The organism is Bacillus nitratireducens (assembly GCF_001884135.1).
Classification (GTDB): domain Bacteria; phylum Bacillota; class Bacilli; order Bacillales; family Bacillaceae_G; genus Bacillus_A; species Bacillus_A nitratireducens.
In genome coordinates, this window is record NZ_MAOC01000026.1 from 39,683 (window position 1) to 59,749 (window position 20,067).

The 20,067-nt window shown below is 33.3% G+C and carries 15 protein-coding genes; 11 read left to right on the plus strand and 4 right to left on the minus strand.

Going from position 1 to position 20,067, the window contains the following annotated elements; all coding sequences use genetic code 11:
- The first annotated feature begins 312 nt into the window (after positions 1-312).
- The 7 genes from BAU23_RS09935 (at position 313) to BAU23_RS09965 (ending at position 7,735) form a co-directional block, all read left to right on the plus strand.
- The gene (locus tag BAU23_RS09935; protein ID WP_000844591.1) at positions 313-1,101 is read left to right on the plus strand and encodes a DeoR/GlpR family DNA-binding transcription regulator; all 789 of its coding nucleotides are present in this window, start codon (positions 313-315) and stop codon (positions 1,099-1,101) included.
- A gap of 172 nt (positions 1,102-1,273) precedes the next feature.
- Entirely contained in the window at positions 1,274-2,140 is an 867-nt protein-coding gene (locus BAU23_RS09940; RefSeq protein WP_001165980.1) for a carbohydrate ABC transporter permease, read from the plus strand.
- A gap of 10 nt (positions 2,141-2,150) precedes the next feature.
- Positions 2,151-2,969, plus strand: a complete 819-nt coding sequence (locus tag BAU23_RS09945; RefSeq protein WP_000715654.1) for a carbohydrate ABC transporter permease — start codon at positions 2,151-2,153, stop codon at positions 2,967-2,969.
- Positions 2,970-2,994: 25 nt separating this feature from the next.
- On the plus strand, positions 2,995-4,356 hold the full coding sequence (locus BAU23_RS09950; RefSeq protein ID WP_071734306.1) for an extracellular solute-binding protein: 1,362 nt from the start codon (positions 2,995-2,997) through the stop codon (positions 4,354-4,356).
- 89 nt (positions 4,357-4,445) lie between these two features.
- On the plus strand, positions 4,446-5,873 hold the full coding sequence (locus BAU23_RS09955) for a CehA/McbA family metallohydrolase (protein WP_000570213.1): 1,428 nt from the start codon (positions 4,446-4,448) through the stop codon (positions 5,871-5,873).
- Positions 5,866-6,573, plus strand: a complete 708-nt coding sequence (locus BAU23_RS09960) for an HAD family hydrolase (protein WP_001030209.1) — start codon at positions 5,866-5,868, stop codon at positions 6,571-6,573. The genes BAU23_RS09955 and BAU23_RS09960 overlap by 8 nt, the downstream gene beginning before the upstream one ends.
- Positions 6,574-6,634: 61 nt before the next feature.
- A complete protein-coding gene (locus BAU23_RS09965) occupies positions 6,635-7,735 on the plus strand; it encodes an ABC transporter ATP-binding protein (protein WP_000057928.1) in 1,101 nt (366 codons plus the stop codon).
- Positions 7,736-8,190: 455 nt separating this feature from the next.
- Here BAU23_RS09965 and BAU23_RS09970 read toward each other — a convergent pair whose 3' ends face one another.
- Positions 8,191-8,781, minus strand: a complete 591-nt coding sequence (locus BAU23_RS09970; protein WP_071734308.1) for a hypothetical protein — start codon at positions 8,779-8,781, stop codon at positions 8,191-8,193.
- Between the two features lie 628 nt (positions 8,782-9,409).
- On the opposite strand from BAU23_RS09970, the gene desA reads away from it, so the two are divergent.
- The gene (desA, locus tag BAU23_RS09975) at positions 9,410-10,441 is read left to right on the plus strand and encodes a Delta(5) desaturase DesA (protein WP_001053256.1); all 1,032 of its coding nucleotides are present in this window, start codon (positions 9,410-9,412) and stop codon (positions 10,439-10,441) included.
- 183 nt (positions 10,442-10,624) lie between these two features.
- On the opposite strand, the gene BAU23_RS09980 is transcribed toward desA, so the two are convergent.
- The gene (locus tag BAU23_RS09980; RefSeq protein ID WP_000356908.1) at positions 10,625-10,828 is read right to left on the minus strand and encodes a hypothetical protein; all 204 of its coding nucleotides are present in this window, start codon (positions 10,826-10,828) and stop codon (positions 10,625-10,627) included.
- 368 nt (positions 10,829-11,196) lie between these two features.
- Positions 11,197-12,447: a helix-turn-helix domain-containing protein gene (locus BAU23_RS09985; RefSeq protein WP_071734310.1), complete on the minus strand. Its 1,251-nt coding sequence runs from the start codon at positions 12,445-12,447 to the stop codon at positions 11,197-11,199.
- Between the two features lie 147 nt (positions 12,448-12,594).
- Between BAU23_RS09985 and BAU23_RS09990 the strand changes: the two genes are divergently transcribed.
- Together BAU23_RS09990 and BAU23_RS09995 are read left to right on the plus strand one after the other, a co-directional pair.
- A complete protein-coding gene (locus tag BAU23_RS09990) occupies positions 12,595-13,353 on the plus strand; it encodes an SDR family NAD(P)-dependent oxidoreductase (RefSeq protein WP_071734312.1) in 759 nt (252 codons plus the stop codon).
- Between the two features lie 442 nt (positions 13,354-13,795).
- Entirely contained in the window at positions 13,796-15,961 is a 2,166-nt protein-coding gene (locus tag BAU23_RS09995; RefSeq protein WP_071734314.1) for an S-layer homology domain-containing protein, read from the plus strand.
- A 155-nt stretch (positions 15,962-16,116) separates the two neighbouring features.
- Here the strand turns inward: BAU23_RS09995 and BAU23_RS10000 are convergent, their stop codons facing one another.
- Complete coding sequence (locus BAU23_RS10000) at positions 16,117-17,349, minus strand: helix-turn-helix domain-containing protein (protein ID WP_000995832.1); 1,233 nt, start codon at positions 17,347-17,349, stop codon at positions 16,117-16,119.
- A 246-nt stretch (positions 17,350-17,595) separates the two neighbouring features.
- On the opposite strand from BAU23_RS10000, the gene BAU23_RS10005 reads away from it, so the two are divergent.
- On the plus strand, positions 17,596-19,884 hold the full coding sequence (locus tag BAU23_RS10005; RefSeq protein ID WP_071734316.1) for a glycoside hydrolase family 3 C-terminal domain-containing protein: 2,289 nt from the start codon (positions 17,596-17,598) through the stop codon (positions 19,882-19,884).
- The last annotated feature ends 183 nt before the right edge of the window (positions 19,885-20,067 follow it).

Here is a 20,067-nt window from a genome sequence, read left to right on the forward strand (position 1 = left end):
TCGTTTAACAATAAATTATTATTTATTTTAATCGTGTTTTTATTGATAAGTAAATTTCAATTTTAGATGAAAATAAAAAGTACTGCTCTTTATAAAAAAGGGCACCAAACAAATAGACTTCCTGTAATAAAAAAGTATGGTGAATATATAACAAGGTGATATAAATCATTGTTCCTATGACGATATATAGAAAAGATAATCGTTCCTTCTTTCTGTAAATGATGTTATGTTAAAAGTAACGATTCAGTCTTTCTTATAATAAGAGTTTTTAGAAAATCAATATTTTGCGTAATTTGACGAGGTGTTAATGAAATGAAATCGTACACACAATTTGAAAGAAGAAAATACATACTAGATGAATTAGAAAAGTATAACCGAGTAATGGTAAATGATTTAGCGAAGGTATTAAATGTTACAACGGAAACGATACGAAGAGATTTAGATATGATGCATAAGGAAGGGACCCTTACTAAAATACATGGTGGTGCACTTAAGAAAAAAGATCAAACACTAGAATTTCATTTTGATAAGCGACGATCTGAGAATATTGAAGAGAAACGAAAAATTGCAATGGAAGCGAGTAAGCTCGTAGAAGATAATGATATAATCGCTATTGAAATTGGGACAACAACTATGCAAATTTTAGATTACATACACGATAAAAAGAATTTGACGATTTTAACAAACTCGATACCAGCTGTTAATAAAATTATTGAGCTGAAAGAACAGTATGATTCCTTTGATTGCAGGTTAATAGTCATTGGAGGAATATTGAATACAAATTCATTAGCATTGTCTGGAGAAATGACGTTAAACTATCTTGACCATTTTACTGTTAATAAGTTATTTGCTTCTTGTGATGGAATTTCTTTAGAAAAAGAACTAACATGTTCGTATATTGAAGATGCACAAATATATAAGCAGTTAAAGAATAATGCAAAACAAGTTGTAATGATGGCAGATGAGTCAAAGTTTAATTTAACAAAGTTTTATAAAAGCGGGAATTTTAGTGATATAGATGCATTATATACAAACGCTAAGCTCGATGAGGCGTGGCAAAATGTATTAGCAAGTAATGGGGTAGAAGTAATAATAGTATAGAATAACCAAAAGAAGAAGACTATTTCTTAGCAAATTGAGAAGTAGTCTTCTTCTTTTTGTTTGTTTATGTGTTGTTTTACTTTGTTAATTCGTTGTTTTTACAATTAGTTAACAAATTAACAACATTGTGTTAATAATATACTCGTACAATATGAATTAGGAGGTGGCAAGAATGCAAATAAAACTATCAAAAGCTGTGTTCTTTTTAATACCAGTTGGAATACCTCTAATATTGTTTTGGATTATTCCGAATTTCATTAGTTTAGGTATTAGTTTTACTGATTGGGATTTTATGACGAATGATTTTAACTTTGTTGGTTTAGAAAACTATTTCAATTTATTTACACAAGATTCTTTTATGCAAGCATTGCTAAATACGTTTTATTTCGGAATTGGAACAGTGATTCCAACGATTGCATTAGGTTTAGGATTCGCATTATTCTTCCGAAAAAAATTCAAAGGTTCCGCATTGTACCAATTAATGATTTTTTCACCTTGGGTAACGCCAACAATAGCTGTATCTATTGTGTGGTCACTTTTATATGAACCTCAATTTGGAGTTATTAATAAAGTTCTAAACTTTTTCGGGGTACCAGGTTTGGACTGGCTTCAGAGTAGTCAAACAGCGATGTTAGCAGTCATTATTGTGACAGTTTGGAAATTAGTTGGTTGGACGATGATCTTCTATATCGGCGCATTAGAAAAAGTTCCAGATAGTTTATATGAAGCAGCTAGTATTGATGGAGCAAATTCATGGCAGAAATTTCGATATGTAACACTGCCAATGGTTTCATCAACAACTTTCTTCTTAGTTGTTGTCAATACAATTTCTTCAGTGCAGGCTTACGATCAAATAAAAATTTTAACACAAGGTGGACCTAGTGGTTCGACGCGTACGTTACTTTATTTATTCTTCCAACAAGGCTTTGAACAATTTGATATGGGATCTGCAACAGCGATCGCATTTATCATACTTATCATTACAATTCTACTATCTGTTATAAACAAAATAATAGGTGACAAGTGGGTGAACTATTAAGGTGAATAATATGAAAAAAGGTCCATTAGTCGTAAAGCATCTCTTTCTAGCGTTATCAAGTATACTATTTGTTTTTCCATTTATATGGATGGTACTTGGTTCGTTTAAAACATCTAGTGAAGTGTTACAAGGAGGTTTTTGGCCTAAGGAATTTCACTGGGAAAATTATCGGCAAGTATTAGATATACTTCCATTTAGCACATATTTATTTAATAGCTTCTATACTTCTTTCATCATTACTATATATGTACTTGTTTCGTCAGCGCTTTTTGCTTATATGTTGGCATTTTATAAGTTTAAAGGCAAGAATATTACGTTTAGTGTTGTGATGGCAACCTATATGATCCCTGGAGCTGTTTCGTATGTTCCTGTATATGTAATGTTAGGGAAGTTTGGTTTACTTGATTCACATTTTGGATATATGATTTCTATGGCTGTTAGCGTATTCGGTATTTTCTATTTAAAACAAACGTTCCACAAAGTTGGTTTTGAAATAGTAGAAGCAGCCAAAATTGATGGAGCAAGTGATTGGCGTATTCTTTGGAAGATTATTTTCCCGATGACACGATCATCATTTGTAACATTAGGATTGGTCACATTTATTGGTAACTATAATAATTACATTTGGCCAGCTCTTATTTTGAAAGATAATACGCAAAAGTTAATCACGAATGGAATTGCTGATTATTTCATTAATAGTTCTTTAGGACGAGATTGGTCACACATTATGGTTGCAAGTACAATCGCAACAGTGCCACTTTTACTCGTATTTTTAATTCTACAAAAATGGTTCTTATCCGGTGTTACTGATTCAGGAATAAAGGGGTAATTAAATAGTAAAGGAGATACGTGGGATGAAAAAACTATTCATGCTTCTAACAGTTTTAACATTGTTTGTTAGTGCACTTGCGGGTTGTTCAGGCGGAAAAGGAAGTACGGTTAAAGCAAGTAAAGAAGGCGAGAAGGTTGTTGTTCCATTCATAAATGGAGTGGGTGGTTCTCTTGCAGACCGTGTAGACACAATCGTGGAAGAATACAATAAAAGTCAGGACAAATATGTAGTGAAAACGACGAAAGCAGGTAACTACGATGAGTCTTATCAAAAGCTACAAAGTGGCTTTGCAGCGAATAACCAAGAAGCAATCGCATTACTAGGCTCAGACGTCATTCAAGAATATGTTAAAAAACAGTTAATCGTACCTTTAGATGAATCTGTTAAAAATGATACTGATTTTAAAAAGGAAGATTACGGAAAAGGTTTTATGGAGCAAGCAACAATTGACGGAAAATTATATGGAATTCCGTTTTACGGTACAACGCAAATCTTTTATTACAATAAAAAAGCATTAGCGGAAAATGGCTTTACAAAAGAGGATTTAAAGACGTGGGAAGGTGTAGAAAGAGTAGCAAAAACAGTCGCAAAACGTGGTGAAAATGGAAATGTTTCATATGCGGGCTGGATGCCAATGTGGGGGACGTCAAACTTAATTGATGCGGTCCGCAGTGCTGGCGGCAATGTATTAAGTGAAGATGGTAAAAAAGTGTTAATTAACGATGATACTTGGGTTACGGTATGGGAGAAATTCCGGACATGGCTTCATGAAGATAAAATTATGAAAATACATTCAGGCGGTACTGGATGGGAGTATTGGGATAAAACAGTAATTGATTTAGTTGAAGGTAGAACGCTAGGATTTACAGGATCATCTGGTGACCAAGCATTTGTTTTTAAATCATTAGGTAAAGGAATGAATGAAGAAGAACGCCTAAACACATTTGAAGCTTTACCACAACCAGCTTGGGGTAATAATAAACCAGCGCCAAAATTAGAAACATATTTATTCACATTAACGAGAAATATTGACCCAGAAGTAGCAAAGGGTGCATATGACTTTATGAATTTTGCGACCAGCACTGAAAAAACGGCTGAATGGTCAATGGCAACAGGCTATATTCCTGTTCGTAACAACGTAACAGAGTACGGTCCATATGCTGAATTTGTTAAAAAACAACCACAAGCACTAGTTCCATTAGAACAAGCTAACAATAATGGAGTGGGACCATTTGTAGATCCAACGGGCGGGAAAATCAATGACGCTTTAAATGTAGCGAAAGATAAAGTAGAGATTGAAGGAGTTCCAGCAAAGAAAGCATTAGATGAAGCAGCTAAAGTTGCGCAAGAAGAATTAGATAAAGTTTTGAAAAAGAAGAAGTAAACCTGTTTGTAGTACGAACGTGAGGTGCTTTTTAACGAAGGAAGTGCTTCTAAAATTCCTTCATTAAAACTTAAAAAGGTGTGAGAACTATGATCGAAATAACAAGTACGATAACACTTTCTCCATTCGTAAAAAATAAACACTGTTTCCGAATGGATGAAACTGATATTACAAACTTTACATTAACTATTAATCAAGGGGATAGCCGAAAGATTCCGCTTTTACTAATTTTGAGAGATCCTAACGGTTATGTACGTATACAATATCAAACTCCAATTGTAAATGAAAAACTAGTCGTTTCGAAAGATTCAAAGTTTTGCTCGGCTGGTTGTATTGGAGGAGCAATACAGTCAGGTAATTGGGAATTAGAAGTCGTATATATCCCTCATTGTGCAAAGAAAGTAGTGAAATTTTCTGGGGGAAAAGTTGACTATACAATAAATATTGAAGTGAATGATCAGTTGGAACGAAAGTATAATAGAGAGCATTTTTGTAAGGGAAATGTTTTTATCGATGAAGACCGTTTTAATAAGGTAGTAAATGAAGAACATCGTTGGTATAAAGGGGATTTTCATGAACATACAGATTTAACAGATGGCGAGATAGATGATGAACTTGGAATGAGAGTATGTGAAAAACAAGAATTAGATTTTTTATATGCGACGGAGCACAATATTGTTATGCCATCTTATGAAAAAGGAAACACATTGATTATACCATCCATGGAACTTACAACTCCTTTCGGTCATTACAACATATTTGGTATAAGAGAATTCATTGATTTTACAGAGTATGTAGATGAATCATTTAGTGCTGAAAAAATGAATACACTATTTTCACTCATGAAAGAAAAAGGTTATTTATTGAGTGTGAATCATCCGTTTATGAAGCCTTGGGCGAACCAAGTTAATATTAACTTAGAAAATGTTCATACGATGGAAATTATGTGTGATCCAACTTATAAAAAAAGTAAATCATCTACTTTAGAAGCGTTACGTTGTTTCGATCAAATGTGGTCAAATGGTCTTAAAATCTGGGGAATAGGAGGAAGTGATTCTCATTTACATCCATCTAAAACATTCCCAGGATCAAAAGACCCATCAATTTACGGTGATCCAGGAACATATGTATTATGTAACGGTTTATCTATTAATAACTTAAAGTTTGCGATCAAAAACGGAAGAATTTATTTCTCTCGATTTAGAAAACTAGCTATAGATATTCAAAACGAAGGTGAAACGATTTATGTCGGCGATGAGGTTAAAGGAAATATTATTTATAACGTTCAAACAGATAAACCGTGTGAGTGGAGATTACTTATAAAGGGACGAACGATTGAAAAAGAATACGGCAGCGATGTAACCTTTGCATTCTCTTTAAGTGAAGGGGAATACGCTAGAGTTGAGGGATGGGAAGAGGACGAATTAGTAGCATTTATTAATCCTATTCATAATAAAGTTCAGAATAAAAATATGAAAACATGGAATGAAGTTATAGGGGGAATAAAAGGTGAATAAAGCGATTATTTTTGATAAGGATGGAACATTGATACAGTTAGATTCAGTTTGGTACAAAATTGTGCATCGTGTATTAGATGATATATTCCAAACGTATCCAAATGAAAAAAATAAACGAGATGACTACTTAACGATTATTGGTATGAATGATAACGATTTTGAGAGTACGAGTTTACTAGCTTGTCGCACAAATTACTTTATTGCGGCTGCATGGTATTCGTTGTTAGAAAATCAATATGTGGATAAAGAAGATTTTATTCAAAAAGTATGTCTTTTATTCAAAAAGCATTCTACTGCAGATGATCTTGTATTTACAGAAGTGGAAGGTGCAAAGGAAACGTTACGATATTTAAAAGACAATGAATATATTATTGGAGTTGTTACGGCAGACGATGTTGATGCAGCTATTCATTCTCTAAAAATGACAGAGTTATATGATTATGTAGATTTTTTAGGTGCAGATGATGGTGTGAATAGAACAAAACCTGAAAGTGATTTTTATCATATGTTTAAAGAAAAATTTTCACTAACTGAAGAAGATGTGCTTATGGTAGGTGATACATTAACAGACGTTACATTTGCAAGAAATAGTAACATTAAAGTAGTCGGCGTCTTATCGGGTGCGAGCAGGAAGGGAGATTTAGAAGGGAAAGCGGATTATATTTTAGACAGTATGAAGGATATTTCAAAGATTTTATAATTCATGTCATCATAATTTTTAGCAATATCTATAAATATAGCTCAAATTCTAGGAGGATATTATGGCTCAACTATCATTCAAAAACATTTACAAAAAATATGATCATGATGTGACTATCGTAAAAGATTTTAACCTAGAAGTAAATGATGGAGAATTTATCGTTTTGGTTGGTCCTTCAGGGTGTGGGAAATCTACAACGTTACGTATGATTGCAGGACTTGAGGAAATTTCAGAGGGTGACTTTTATATTGACGGAAAGCGTGTAAATGATATTACACCGAAAGATAGAGATATTGCAATGGTATTTCAAAACTATGCGCTTTATCCGCATATGAGTGTTTATGAAAATATGGCATTTGGATTAAAGCTACGAAAATATAGTAAAGAAGAAATTGATAAACGTGTACAACACGCAGCAAAAATTCTTGGGCTTGAGCAGTATTTAAGCCGAAAGCCAAAAGCACTTTCAGGTGGACAGCGTCAGCGAGTTGCCTTAGGCCGAGCGATTGTTCGAAATGCAAAAGTATTTTTAATGGACGAGCCTTTATCAAATTTAGATGCGAAGTTACGTGTGCAAATGCGTGCTGAAATTACAAAATTACACAAAAAGCTGCAAACAACAACTGTGTATGTTACACACGATCAAATAGAAGCTATGACGATGGCAACGCGTCTAGTTGTGCTAAAAGATGGTATTGTACAACAAGTCGGTACACCGAAAGAAGTGTATGATAATCCAGAGAATGTATTTGTCGGCGGATTCATTGGTTCTCCTGGAATGAATTTTTTCAAAGGAGTATTAACAGATAATGCAGTTATGATTGATAAGTGGAAAATTGAAGTGCCAGAAGAGAAGATGAAAGGCTTGCGAAATAACGGATATACGAATAAAGAAATCATAATAGGAATACGTCCAGAAGACTTTTATTATGGAAAAGAAATCGAGACTTTACCATATAACGCAAAAGTAACGGTATCTATTGATGTAGCAGAATTAATGGGGGCAGAAACATATCTATATTCTAACATTAATGAACAATCTTTTGTTGCACGTGTGGACACATCTTTAGATGTGCAAAGTCAATCTAATATAGATTTAGTTTTGAATATGGATAAAGTTCATTATTTCGAATCTAAAACTGAGAAGCGAATTATTTTATAGATAATAATTAATATGATTATACCCTTAGAATTTCTTCAACTACTACAAATAAATGAATAGTAAAAAGCCGATTATCCTTTAGATTATAGGAAATCGGCTTTTTTATATAAAAGATCGCCTAGCGTACGAAAATCGTTTTTTTGTTGGCAGTGCCCTGTCACAATCAAGTTGAGAAAATTCTTAATTTGATGGATGTGTGATGCTACTCCTATGTTAAGGTTCGAGTCATTTGAAACAGCAACTTTTATATTGAGTAGTGTTAAAGCGACGTATATGATAAAAAAAATGTATCGCTTGTGAAAAAATTGTATCACCTTTGAATGAGCTAATACGACAAGAATTCGTGTCAGGCCTAATTAGGGAATGCAGTACAAATCATTATATAGTATACAAGCATTCCCTTTCTTTAAATACGATATGTTTTTAATATAATTAAAAGAAAATTTTTGTGTTCTTTAATATGATGTGACATAATACCAGTTTTTTTCTATTTTTGTGATCTCTTTATATTCATTATTAAAGTCGTATTTGTTTGGTCTTGTATCATTTGGTGTGTAAATAAATCCTGAAAAATTATCTAATATACCACGATAAGTAAAAAAGAAAACAGAAATATCATTTTTATTTTGTTGAATAATTACATCCCCACCGTTTTTGGAAGTGGATGCAAACTGTTTAGGTAAATGAATTTGTCTACTATCATAATGAACATTAGGAGTTAACTCTTTATGTTCTATAAGTGCTATAACTTTTTCACGGTCTTCTTTATAGATAATAAAATCTAAATTTATATAAATCTCATAAAATGGTATACATATCCAAGTAATTACTATGATTAGTTGAATAATTAACGGTTTCCAATTTTTGTATTTAATGAGATGTATGATTGTGAAAATTAATATTAAGAAAAACAATCCATGAACTATTATTGAAAGAAATGGCATAACAAATGGGGTAAGGAATTCAACTAAATACCATTTGAAAAAATGATAAAGTATAAGAGCGATACCGCTTATTAATGTAATTTTGGTTAAATTCTTATTCAAATTTTGAATCTCCTTTCTATACTAAAAACTATGTGATTTTAGTATGAATATAAAATATGTTTTTTCATAAATTTCCCTTAGTTTCATTTTATTAACTTTGTGTGATTAATATTTTGAATATATCATAGATTTGAAATTAAATAAACGGACATTAAATTTTTACATTTTATATAGAATAAAAGTTAAATAAAAGTGAGGGAAGTTTTCAAAATAGACTAGTTTTTTATTTGAAATGTAATTTGATTAGTTTCATGAAATAGATCCAGTTCCGGTAAAATCAGTTGCAACAAGTGAACATTACGAGACTAAGAGGATCATATCAAAGTCGGTGACACCGACTTATGGGACAGTTCACTTCTGATTGTGGAAACGGGGCAGTACAGAAGTGAAAAAATTCTGTGTTTCTTTTTAATTAATATATTTATTGAGAAAACTTCGAAATTTCCGGCGCAAATGCTCCTTCTTTCCTATAATAGAAGCTATACTGGACGTAAGCAATTTGTAAGGGATGAGTAAGAAAAAAGAGATTTTTATATTATAAAATATTTATTATACCTACATATAACACCTACTACTAATAATGTGTTATAATACGAATTAGCAACAAAAAGGAAAGGAATTAGAAAAAATGAACTTACAAAATACTAAAAATTTAAAAAAACAAGTTGCTCCTTTTGAAAAATCAACGGCAAAAAAAAGTATTTGGCAAATCATCAATACGGTAGTGCCATTTATTATCTTATGGTACCTTGCTTATAAAAGTTTGTCCGTTTCTTATTGGTTAACATTAGTTCCATCACTGTTAGCCGCTGGATTTATGACACGGATTTTCATTATTTTTCATGATTGTACCCATCATTCTTTTTTTAAAAGTCGCCGTGTAAATAGAATAGTAGGGACGTGTATGGGTGTTTTAACTTTATTCCCGTTTGATCAATGGGGGCATGAGCATTCCGTTCATCATGCTACAAGTGGTAATTTGGATAAGCGAGGTACAGGAGATATTTGGACGCTTACAGTGAATGAATATTTAGCAGCACCATTTAGACTCCGTTTAGCGTATCGTTTATATCGCAATCCGTTGGTTATGTTTGGATTAGGTCCGATTTATGTTTTCCTTCTTAAAAATAGATTTAACAGAAAAGGTGCTAGAAAGAAAGAACGCATGAACACTTATTTGACGAATGTTTTAATTGTTGCTTTAATAGGGGTACTTTGCTGGGCAATCGGATGGCAATCGTTTCTATTAGTACATGGTACGATATTCTTAATAGCAGGTTCAGTAGGTATTTGGCTGTTTTACGTACAGCACACATTTGAAGATTCTTATTTTGAAGAAGATAAAGAGTGGGAATATGTGAAAGCGGCAGTGGAAGGAAGTTCATTTTATAAACTTCCAAAAATCCTGCAATTTTTAACTGGTAATATTGGATTTCATCATGTTCACCATTTGAGTCCGAGAGTACCTAACTATAAATTAGAAGAAGCACACAATAATACGCTTCCTTTAAAAAATGTACCAACGATTACTCTTGCTACAAGCTTGCGTTCAATTCGTTTCCGTCTTTGGGATGAGCAAAGTAACAATTTTGTTACCTTTAAAGACGTCAAAAATTTAATTAAAAACAATGTTTCTGTTCGAGTTAAATCTGAATTATAACTTCATCATATTTAACTGACTCCCCTTAATCATTTTTGATTTAAGGGGAGTTTTTGTTTAAATAGTAGATGTCCGATATGGAGAAAATTTAAATGAAAATGATGATTTTGCACCTGAGCGGTTTGTTATAAATAAATGAAAAAGAATCAAGTTTACTTATTCTTGAGATTTTTTCGTTGCAATTTACTTTTTGTTTGTTGTTCTTTCTACATCTGAAATGGGTAAGTCTGTGCCATATAGGTCTTGTGTAATATCTTTATTGTTGTCGAGGGATTGTTTCTCTTGAGATGACGTTTCTAGCATTTGTTCTTGGGCTTTACTAGGGGTATTCAGAGCATCCGATGGGATGTGATTAATCGGTTGGTCTAATAGATTTTCTTTGTCCATGTTATGTAGCTCCTTTTTTATTATGATAAAAATAATGTAAGTATAAATGATCACTTAAATATTTTGTGTTTTTGAATGATATTATATACAAAGCTTATTTTGCAAAGTTAACTAAATGAAAAATGAATAATTATTAAGATGCACAAAATCAAAATTCTTAATAAAAACTAAAAAGAGCACCACACACAAGCGCTCTTTAACATAATATCTAGCCCAGTACCTTTTTCTGTTCGGTATTGGATACAGTGTACTGATAAACGACACCTAAAATATCAAGATGGTCTTTTCGTCCATTTTTCGGTGAATTATGGATATAAATTTATCTTAGGTCGATAGTGATGTGCTGGCACCCCTATTTGATAGAATAATTATGTCGTTGTATGATCGGGAAAATGATCATTTCTAAACTGCCTGGGGGTTAAACCAGTGTATTTTTTAAAGATTTTTATAAAATAACTTTGATCGTTGAAATTCAGCCACATGCTGATGTCTAAAATCGAATAATTAGTTAAAAGTAATAGTTTTTTTGCTTCGTCAACTCGTTGCCGTTGGATGTATTCACTTAGTGGTGTACCAACCTCTTTTTTAAAAAGTGAGGATAAGTAATTTGGGCTTAAATGACACAATTGTGCAAGGTGATCAAGTTTGATGTCGTCGTAAAGATGGTCATAAATATAATGTTGACAAGCTGTAATTGTTGCAGAATATTTTTCTACATTTAATTGGTGCACACGATTGGTAAAGTCCATTATGGCTTCTTCCATTAATTTTAAAATTCCTTTTAAGCTTCTTAATTCCTCGAGTTGTTGAATATAGAAATCACTTAAGGTAAAGGCTGTTTCATTATTTAAACCACCTTCAATAGCCGCTCTGCAAACAAGAGCAATTCCAGTTATCATTAAATTTTTTTCACTTCTTAGGCGATTTCGTTTCGATAATAACCCTAATTCCGCCTCACCGACAATAGAGTAATCGAAGATATCCTTTATTTTATTTATTTGTCCTTTTTTTACATAATCAAGCAAAACTCTTTCATACGAAAGGTTGGAATGGAAAATGAAATTCCTTCTTCCTTTTGAAAGCTCAAGATCCGGATGCTCTAATTTAATCATATCAAGGGTCAGCGCTTTATTGTTTTGGGTAACCATCGTTTTATCAAGCTTTTTATGATAGATCAAATAATAAACTAATAGACTAATCGTTAAGAATTGTTGATTATCAATAATGGGGATGGAACGATAGTATTCAATGAGTTTCCTTTTATTCAGGTTTCCTTTAAAAGCATCAAGGATCTTGCTAATATTTTCATCACATATTTCTGACTCAAGGGTAGGGCCTAAAATAATGGTACCTAAAAATCGGTTCGCTTTTTTTAGATTGACAAAGAAAAAGCTCAAATTTGAATTTGAAAAGAAGATAGGAAAATCCTTTGAATTCTCTTCGTAAGTATAGACACTGATTTGCTCTTTAAACTGGTTGTAATATGAATGCCCCTGTAAGTCTCTACTTGAAAATTCGTATTCAATCTCACCAAATTGATTGACATAATAAACAGGTATTTGATGAGCTTCATAAATAAGCTCACATATATATTGTAAATCTAGTATAACTATCTCCATATTTTGTAAACTCCGTTCATTTTTAGAATTAGCTAAATTTTTATAATGCTTAAATAAATACTATTATTCGTAAGATAATACAATATATCTTTTTATACAAGCAATAAAATGATTGATGTAAGGAATTATTAACAGGGGGGATTAAACATGGAATTATCAAATAAAATAGCTGTTATAACTGGTGCGGGAAGTGGAATCGGAAGAGCAAGCAGTTTGAAACTTGCTAGTAACGGTGCAACAGTTGTATTGGTCGATTTCAATCAGGAAACAGGAGAAGAAACGTTAAAACTTGTGAAAGAACAAGGGGGAGAAGGCATCTTCGTCCAGGCCGATGTCTCGAAAACTGAAGATGTGCAAAACTATGTAAAGAAAGCAGTCGAAACATATGGACGTATCGACATATTTTTCAACAATGCAGGTGTTATCCAAAAGTTCGCACCTTTCACTTCAATAGAAGAATCCGAATTTGACCGCATTATGTCTATCAATGTAAAAGGGGTCTTTCTTGGAATGAAATATGTGTTAAAAGTGATGGAGGAGCAAGGAAGTGGCTCAATTATTAATACAGCTTCTACTGCAGGGGTTCGTCCTGAACATAGTGTAGCTGCATATTCTGCAAGCAAACATGCGGTTGTAGGCTTAACTAAGGTTGCTGCATTAGAATATACGAAAAAAGGAATTCGTATTAATGCACTTTGTCCTGGCGGTGTGAAAACAGCATTAACGACAAGTGTGGAAGCTCAATTTGCAAAAGGTGGATACGTTCCAGAAGAGATTTCCAATATGAGAATGGGTCGTTATGCTGATCCGAAAGAACTCGCTGAAATGGTTGCTTACTTAGCGACAGACAAGGCAAGCTATATGTCCGGTTCAATTGTTCTTGTAGATGGCGGGCTAACTTTATAGTCAATAAAAGCATCGAGTAGGGTTTTTCCCATTTTATAATTAGGGGCAGTTATGACTGTCCCTAATTTATTTTTTTAAACCTGACTCAATCATTCATGTGTGCTGTTTGTGTTATGTAATGATTTTTCAGCAAGCCTGTCGATGCAGCTGACTCCCTATATGTAATTTTGTAAGCAATAATATCGCCGGTATTGTATCGTTAAAATAAAGTTAGAATTCTAATATGCAGCCTGCGAGATGTTTACAATTAATTGTACAACGATTATGAGAAGTTAATTGGTTCAATATACGAGTATACATTTTGACAAGAATTTCCCAAAATGTAATTTAATATCTTGCAAAATTATTATTGTGATACAATTAAAAGTGAAGATCATAGTGAAAATATTATATATTTAATATATTGAAACAAAACAGTGAATATAAGGGGAGTTACAAATTTATGAACAGCACTAAAATTACTATAGCTGGACTTGTAATATTTACAACTCTAGCAATACCGACGTCATCTTTTGCAGAACACGAAAAACAAAAGCAAGATGCAATTCAAAATCAAGTTAAAGAGTATAGTGATAATCAATCTGCTGTGATTATTTCTCCAAAAGAACAATCAAAGACACAAACAAATAACAATGCAGTTAATTCCACGAGCAAAGGTTCCGATAGTCAAAATCATGATAATAATGCTCTCAACAAAGAGATAAAAAATAATATAGAGAGTCCTCATAACAATAGTAATAATACGCAAGTAAAGGTAGAGGATAAGATAGAGGAAAATAGCACGGATACAATTAAAGATAATGATAAAATTATACATGATGAAACACAGCAAGAAATCCTACAAAATTCAAAACTTGAAAGTGCTCAACAACATATTGATAATAATGAAACACCTGAAGTAAATGAGGAAAGTAAAGAAAATGATATAAAAATAAATAATACGTATCGAAACATAACACCACCCAATTTTACTGATGTACCAAACTGGGCAAAAGACGCAGTTAACTATTTAGTAGGTAGAGGTGTGATAAACGGTTATCCAGACGGAAGATTCGCACCGTATGATACACTTACACGTGCCCAAGCAGCAACGATAATAGCAAAGTCGTTAGGATTGCATATAGATCCATCAGCAAAACCTTCTTTTGATGATTCGCAAAATAATTGGGCTACACCTTATATTGCAGCAGTTGAAAAAGCTGGTGTAATTGTTGGTGACGGCAAAGGTAAATACAACCCGGATGGAGAAATCACTCGAGCTTCAATGGCAAGTATTTTAGTGAAAGCGTATAACTTGGGTAAAGATATGAATAATTCTAATTTCCCAACTGCTTTTCCTGATTTAAAGGAGCATTGGGGAGAAGAATACGCTAATATACTAGTTGCCTACGGTATTTCTAACGGGATTGATGATTCGAGTTGGTTACCTAATAAATCAGTTACACGAGCTGAAGGAGCGCAATTTGTTGCAAATGTAGAAAGAAATACTGGAATAAAGGTAAAAAAAGAATATATAAATAGAGAATTCTATACTTATAATGCACCATCATTGTCATCTGGGATTACGGGTTCATACGGACCACAAATAATGAATATTTATGAAGAAAAAGGAAATTGGATTAAAGTGGCTACACACCTTGGTCTTCGTTGGATGCCTAGAAATGAAATTACTAGTACAATAGATAGAAATTTTGTTACATTTGACCAGCCTTCTCGTAGTGCGAGCGCTTTAGGTACATGGGGGCCTCAACCAGTAACTGTAGTAGAAGAACGTGGTAGCTGGATACGAATCAAAACGTATTTAGGTTTGCAATGGGTAGATAAAAAGCCGGAAAATCAGTACATTTCAAAAGTATTTTTTGCATACGATGAACCAAATTATTCTTCCCGTGTTTCATTTAAATACGCACCACAGAATGTGGTAGTTGAACAAGAAATGCACAATGGGTGGAGCAGAGTCCAAACAGGAAATGGGTTGAAATGGGTGAATATCAATAATATTAATGCTCAAAAAGTTGTTTTAGATGTACCAGCCCATCGCCAACTTCCTGAGTTATACAACGGATGTGAAGTAGTTTCATTGCAAATGTTGATAGAATACAATAATGGTATTGCTTTAAATAAAGTAAATTTCGCATACGAAATGCCTTTTGACCGCACACCTATACAAAGAGATAAAAATAAAAAAATCATAGTATGGGGTGACCCTGATGTCGGATTTGTAGGAAATGTAACTGGCAAGGGCGCACCTGGATTTGCCATTAACCCAGGACCATTAAAAACATTGCTAGACAGGTATGCCCGTGGAACTAACTTAACAGGACAAAGTTTTTCTGTACTTGAAAATTACGTTAGAAATGGGAAACCGGTAGTAGCATGGATTACTGAAGACCTTACATATCCTGAATCTCCTACTGTTTGGAAAACTCCAAAAGGGAAAACAATATATGCAAGAATGAATACCCATGCAGTTACTATAACAGGCGTGGATGCAAATAGCGTTTACTATAACGATCCAATTACAGGCCAAAAAAATGCACGCGCTGATAAAGAATGGTTTACTAATATATATAATCAAATGGGAAATAAAGCATTAAGTATCGATTAGATTTCGATTTAAAGTATTAGAAATATATTTTCGTTAAATTATTACAGAAATAAAAATCCCCTCAAAGTGAAGGGGATTTTTATTAATAATATAAAGCAACTAACTAAATCTATTGGTCGAACGAAGGAAGACTGCTCTTAGTAGTACGATAAACATTAAAAACATCCATTTTTAAATTGTTTAGGTGAAACACCAGTATGTTTTTTGAAGACCTTTGTAAAATGGCTCTGATCATGGAAATTTAATAATGTAGAAATTTCAGATATAGAATGTCTCGTATAAGTCATTAAACTTTTTGACTCATCAATCTTAGCGCGCTGTATATATTCGCCTAGTGAAATTCCAATTTCTTTTTTGAAAAGGGAAGATAGATAACTAGGATTTAATGCGACTATTTCGGCTAGATGGGATAGCGTGATTTCTTCATAAAGATGAGTAAATATATAATTTTGACATACGTTTATAGGTTTTGAATGTTTTTGCATCGTCCCATTTTTAACTCGTTCTGAGAACTCAAGTAAAGCATTCTCCAAAAATGGAGAAATGGCTTCACTTTTATTTATTTCTTCGAGTTTTTGAATAAATAAATCACTGAGGGTATATGCGATTTCAGGGAATAGTCCACCATCTATAGCTGATCTAGTCGCAAGTGTAATTGCGGCGATGGCAGAATTTTTCTGGCTTCGCAAATGACTTGTTTTTGACAACACCCCAAGATCCCCTGATTCAGGCAATTTCTTTAGATTTTTAATTAAATCATCCTTTTTCCCCAGCTTAATACACTCGAAAATTTCCCTTTCAATTAGTGGATCGATATGAGTTAATGTACTTTGACGTTGCTCTGATATTTGTACGTCAGGCTGCTCTATTTCAAATTCTGCCTTTTTTACAAGTATATTTTTTTGCAGAATATCAGCAATGTCTAATTTTTGTTGATACAGCATGTAATAAAGAACCATACTCACATTTAAAAAATTCAAATTACTTAAGATGGGGAGAGAATGATAATATCGAATCATTTTCTCTTTGTCTATTTTTAGTTGAAGATCATTAATGAGTCCTTTAATTGAAGTTTCTGATAACCTGGAATAAAGGACTGGTCCAACGATGATATTCCCACTCAGTTGATCGTTTAAACGCAAGTTAATTGAGAAAAAATTTTCAAGAAAAGAAGTCTCTTCAAGTACCGGAAAAGTATAGGGAGGATTGTCCCTAAATACTTGGTTAAGCAACTCCTCTTTTGAAGAATACAAAGGGTTATGCTGAAAATTTGGAGAGATTTCAAATGCTAAATTTCCTTTGTCATCAATGAAAAAGATAGGTGTTTTATGTATGTCAAAGACTAGCTTACAAATATAATATAAATCTTCTAGTTTGGAGCAATTCATTATTTTAACCTCTATTCATTAAACATTAGCCAATATATTTACAAGTAAAAGGCAACATAAAATCCTCTCTTAAGCAATGGTTTCACAATAAGAGGGTACATCTTATGTTACTCTGCAAAGTAATCATAAATATAATAAGCCAAAATTTTTACAAGTATTCTAAAGAATATACCATAATATCTAAAAAATAATAACTATAATGACATTAAGAAAGCGTTTACTTAATTGTTTTTTAGGAGGGCTATCATGAAAAGAGATATTAAGAAAATCATTTCACAAATGACGTTAGAAGAAAAGGCAAGTCTATGTTCTGGATTAGACTTTTGGAATACAAAAGGGATTGAGCGATTAGGAATTCCTTCTATTATGGTAACTGATGGACCACATGGGCTTAGAAAACAAGCAGAGGGAGCAGATCACTTAGGGATTTATAACAGTATTCCATCGACTTGTTTCCCATCAGCAGTAGGGTTAGCAAGTACATGGAATAAAGACTTAATAAATCAAGTAGGAGTTGCATTAGGAGAAGAATGTCAGGCTGAAAATGTAGGTGTTCTCCTTGGACCAGGTGCAAACATAAAACGTTCGCCGCTATGCGGAAGAAACTTTGAGTACTTTTCAGAGGACCCGTATTTATCATCTCAAATGGCTGCAAACCATGTGAAAGGCGTACAAAGTCAAGGGATTGGAACGTCATTAAAACATTTCGCTGCTAATAATCAGGAGCACCGCAGAATGTCTGTAGATGCAATTGTTGATGAAAGAACTTTGCGTGAAATCTATCTTGCTAGCTTTGAGGATGTCATTAAGGAAGCACAGCCTTGGACAGTGATGAGTGCTTACAACAAGATAAATGGTGAATATGCTTCGGAAAATAACTATTTATTAAATGATATTTTAAAAGATGAATGGGGATTTGAAGGTTTTGTCGTTTCTGATTGGGGTGCAGTAAATGAGCGTGTTGCAAGTTTAGCGAATGGCTTGGAGTTAGAAATGCCTTCAAGCTTTGGAATTGGTGAGAAGAAGATTGTTGATGCAGTTAATGGTGGTGAGCTATCTGTAGAAAAGCTTGATCAAACTGTAGAGCGTCTTCTTAACATTATTTTTAAAGCAGTGGATAACCAATTAGAAAACGCTGTGTATAGTAAGGACGCACATCATCAGCTTGCTAGAGAAGTTGCTAGTGAAAGTATGGTTATGTTAAAAAATGAAGATTCCATCCTTCCGCTGAAAAAAGAGGGGACAGTAGCGATAATTGGAGAATTTGCAAAGCAACCACGTTATCAAGGCGGCGGAAGCTCTCATATTAATCCAACAAAGCTTGAAAGTATTCTCGAAGAAATCGAAATGGTATCAGGTGAAAAAACAAACATATTATTTGAACAAGGCTATAATCTTGCAAGCGATGATGTAGATGAAAACATGATTAATGAAGCAAAAAAGATTGCAGAAAGCGCAGATACAGTGGTCCTTTTTGTTGGACTTCCAGATCGTTATGAGTCAGAAGGTTTTGATCGAAAGCATTTACAGATGCCAGAAAATCACGTGCAATTAATTGAGGCTATTGCTGAAGTTCAAAGTAATATCGTTGTAGTTTTAAGTAATGGTGCTCCAATTGAAATGCCATGGATAGGTAAAGTAAAAGGAATACTTGAAGGCTATTTAGGTGGACAAGCATTAGGCGGAGCAATTGCTGATTTATTATTTGGTGATGCGAATCCAAGCGGGAAATTAGCAGAAACATTCCCGAAAGTTTTAAGCGATAATCCTTCTTACTTAAACTTCCCTGGTGAAGGTGACAAAGTAGAATACAAAGAAGGTGTCTTCGTCGGATACCGTTATTACGATAAAAAAAATGTTGAACCATTGTTCCCATTTGGTTTTGGGTTAAGCTATACAAACTTTGAGTATAGTAATCTTTCAGTAGATAAGAAAGAAATAAAGGATACGGAGACAGTTTCTGTAACTGTAAACGTGAAAAATATTGGTAGTACGGTAGGGAAAGAAATTGTTCAACTCTATATAAAAGATGTTGAAAGTACTATGATTCGTCCTGAAAAAGAATTAAAAGGATTTGAAAAAGTAGAATTGCAGCCGGGAGAAGAAAAAACGGTTAACTTTACTTTAAATAAAAGATCATTTGCTTATTATAATGTTGAATTGAAGGACTGGCATGTTGAAACAGGTGAATTTGAGATTTTAGTAGGTAAGTCTTCAAGAGAGATCGTTTTACAAGATAACATGTATGTTCAATCAACGACTATAATTCAAAAAACAGTGCATCGTAATACTTTGCTAGGAGACATATTTGCAGACCCAATTTTAGCACCAATTGCAAAAGGGCTTATGGAAAAAGCATTAAAAGATAGCCCGTTTGGTAGTATGGCTGAAGGGGATAGTGATGTCTCTGAAATGATGGATGCTATGCTGAACTATATGCCATTACGAGCATTAGTAAACTTTAGCGCAGGTGCTTTTACAGAAGAAATGTTGAGTAAAATTATTGGGACTTTGAACGATGCGCAGATGAATTGATAAGTATGAATGAACTTTTTATCACATATTAATGGCCCGGAAATGCCCGATTGGTTTGGGTTAATAATCAGTGGGGGATGGACAAAATCCCACTGATTTAAGTTTTATGTAGGACGTTTCTCCAACAAAAAAAGAAAATGAGAGTTAGAATCTCATTTTCTTTTTTTTGTACTTATGCTGCTA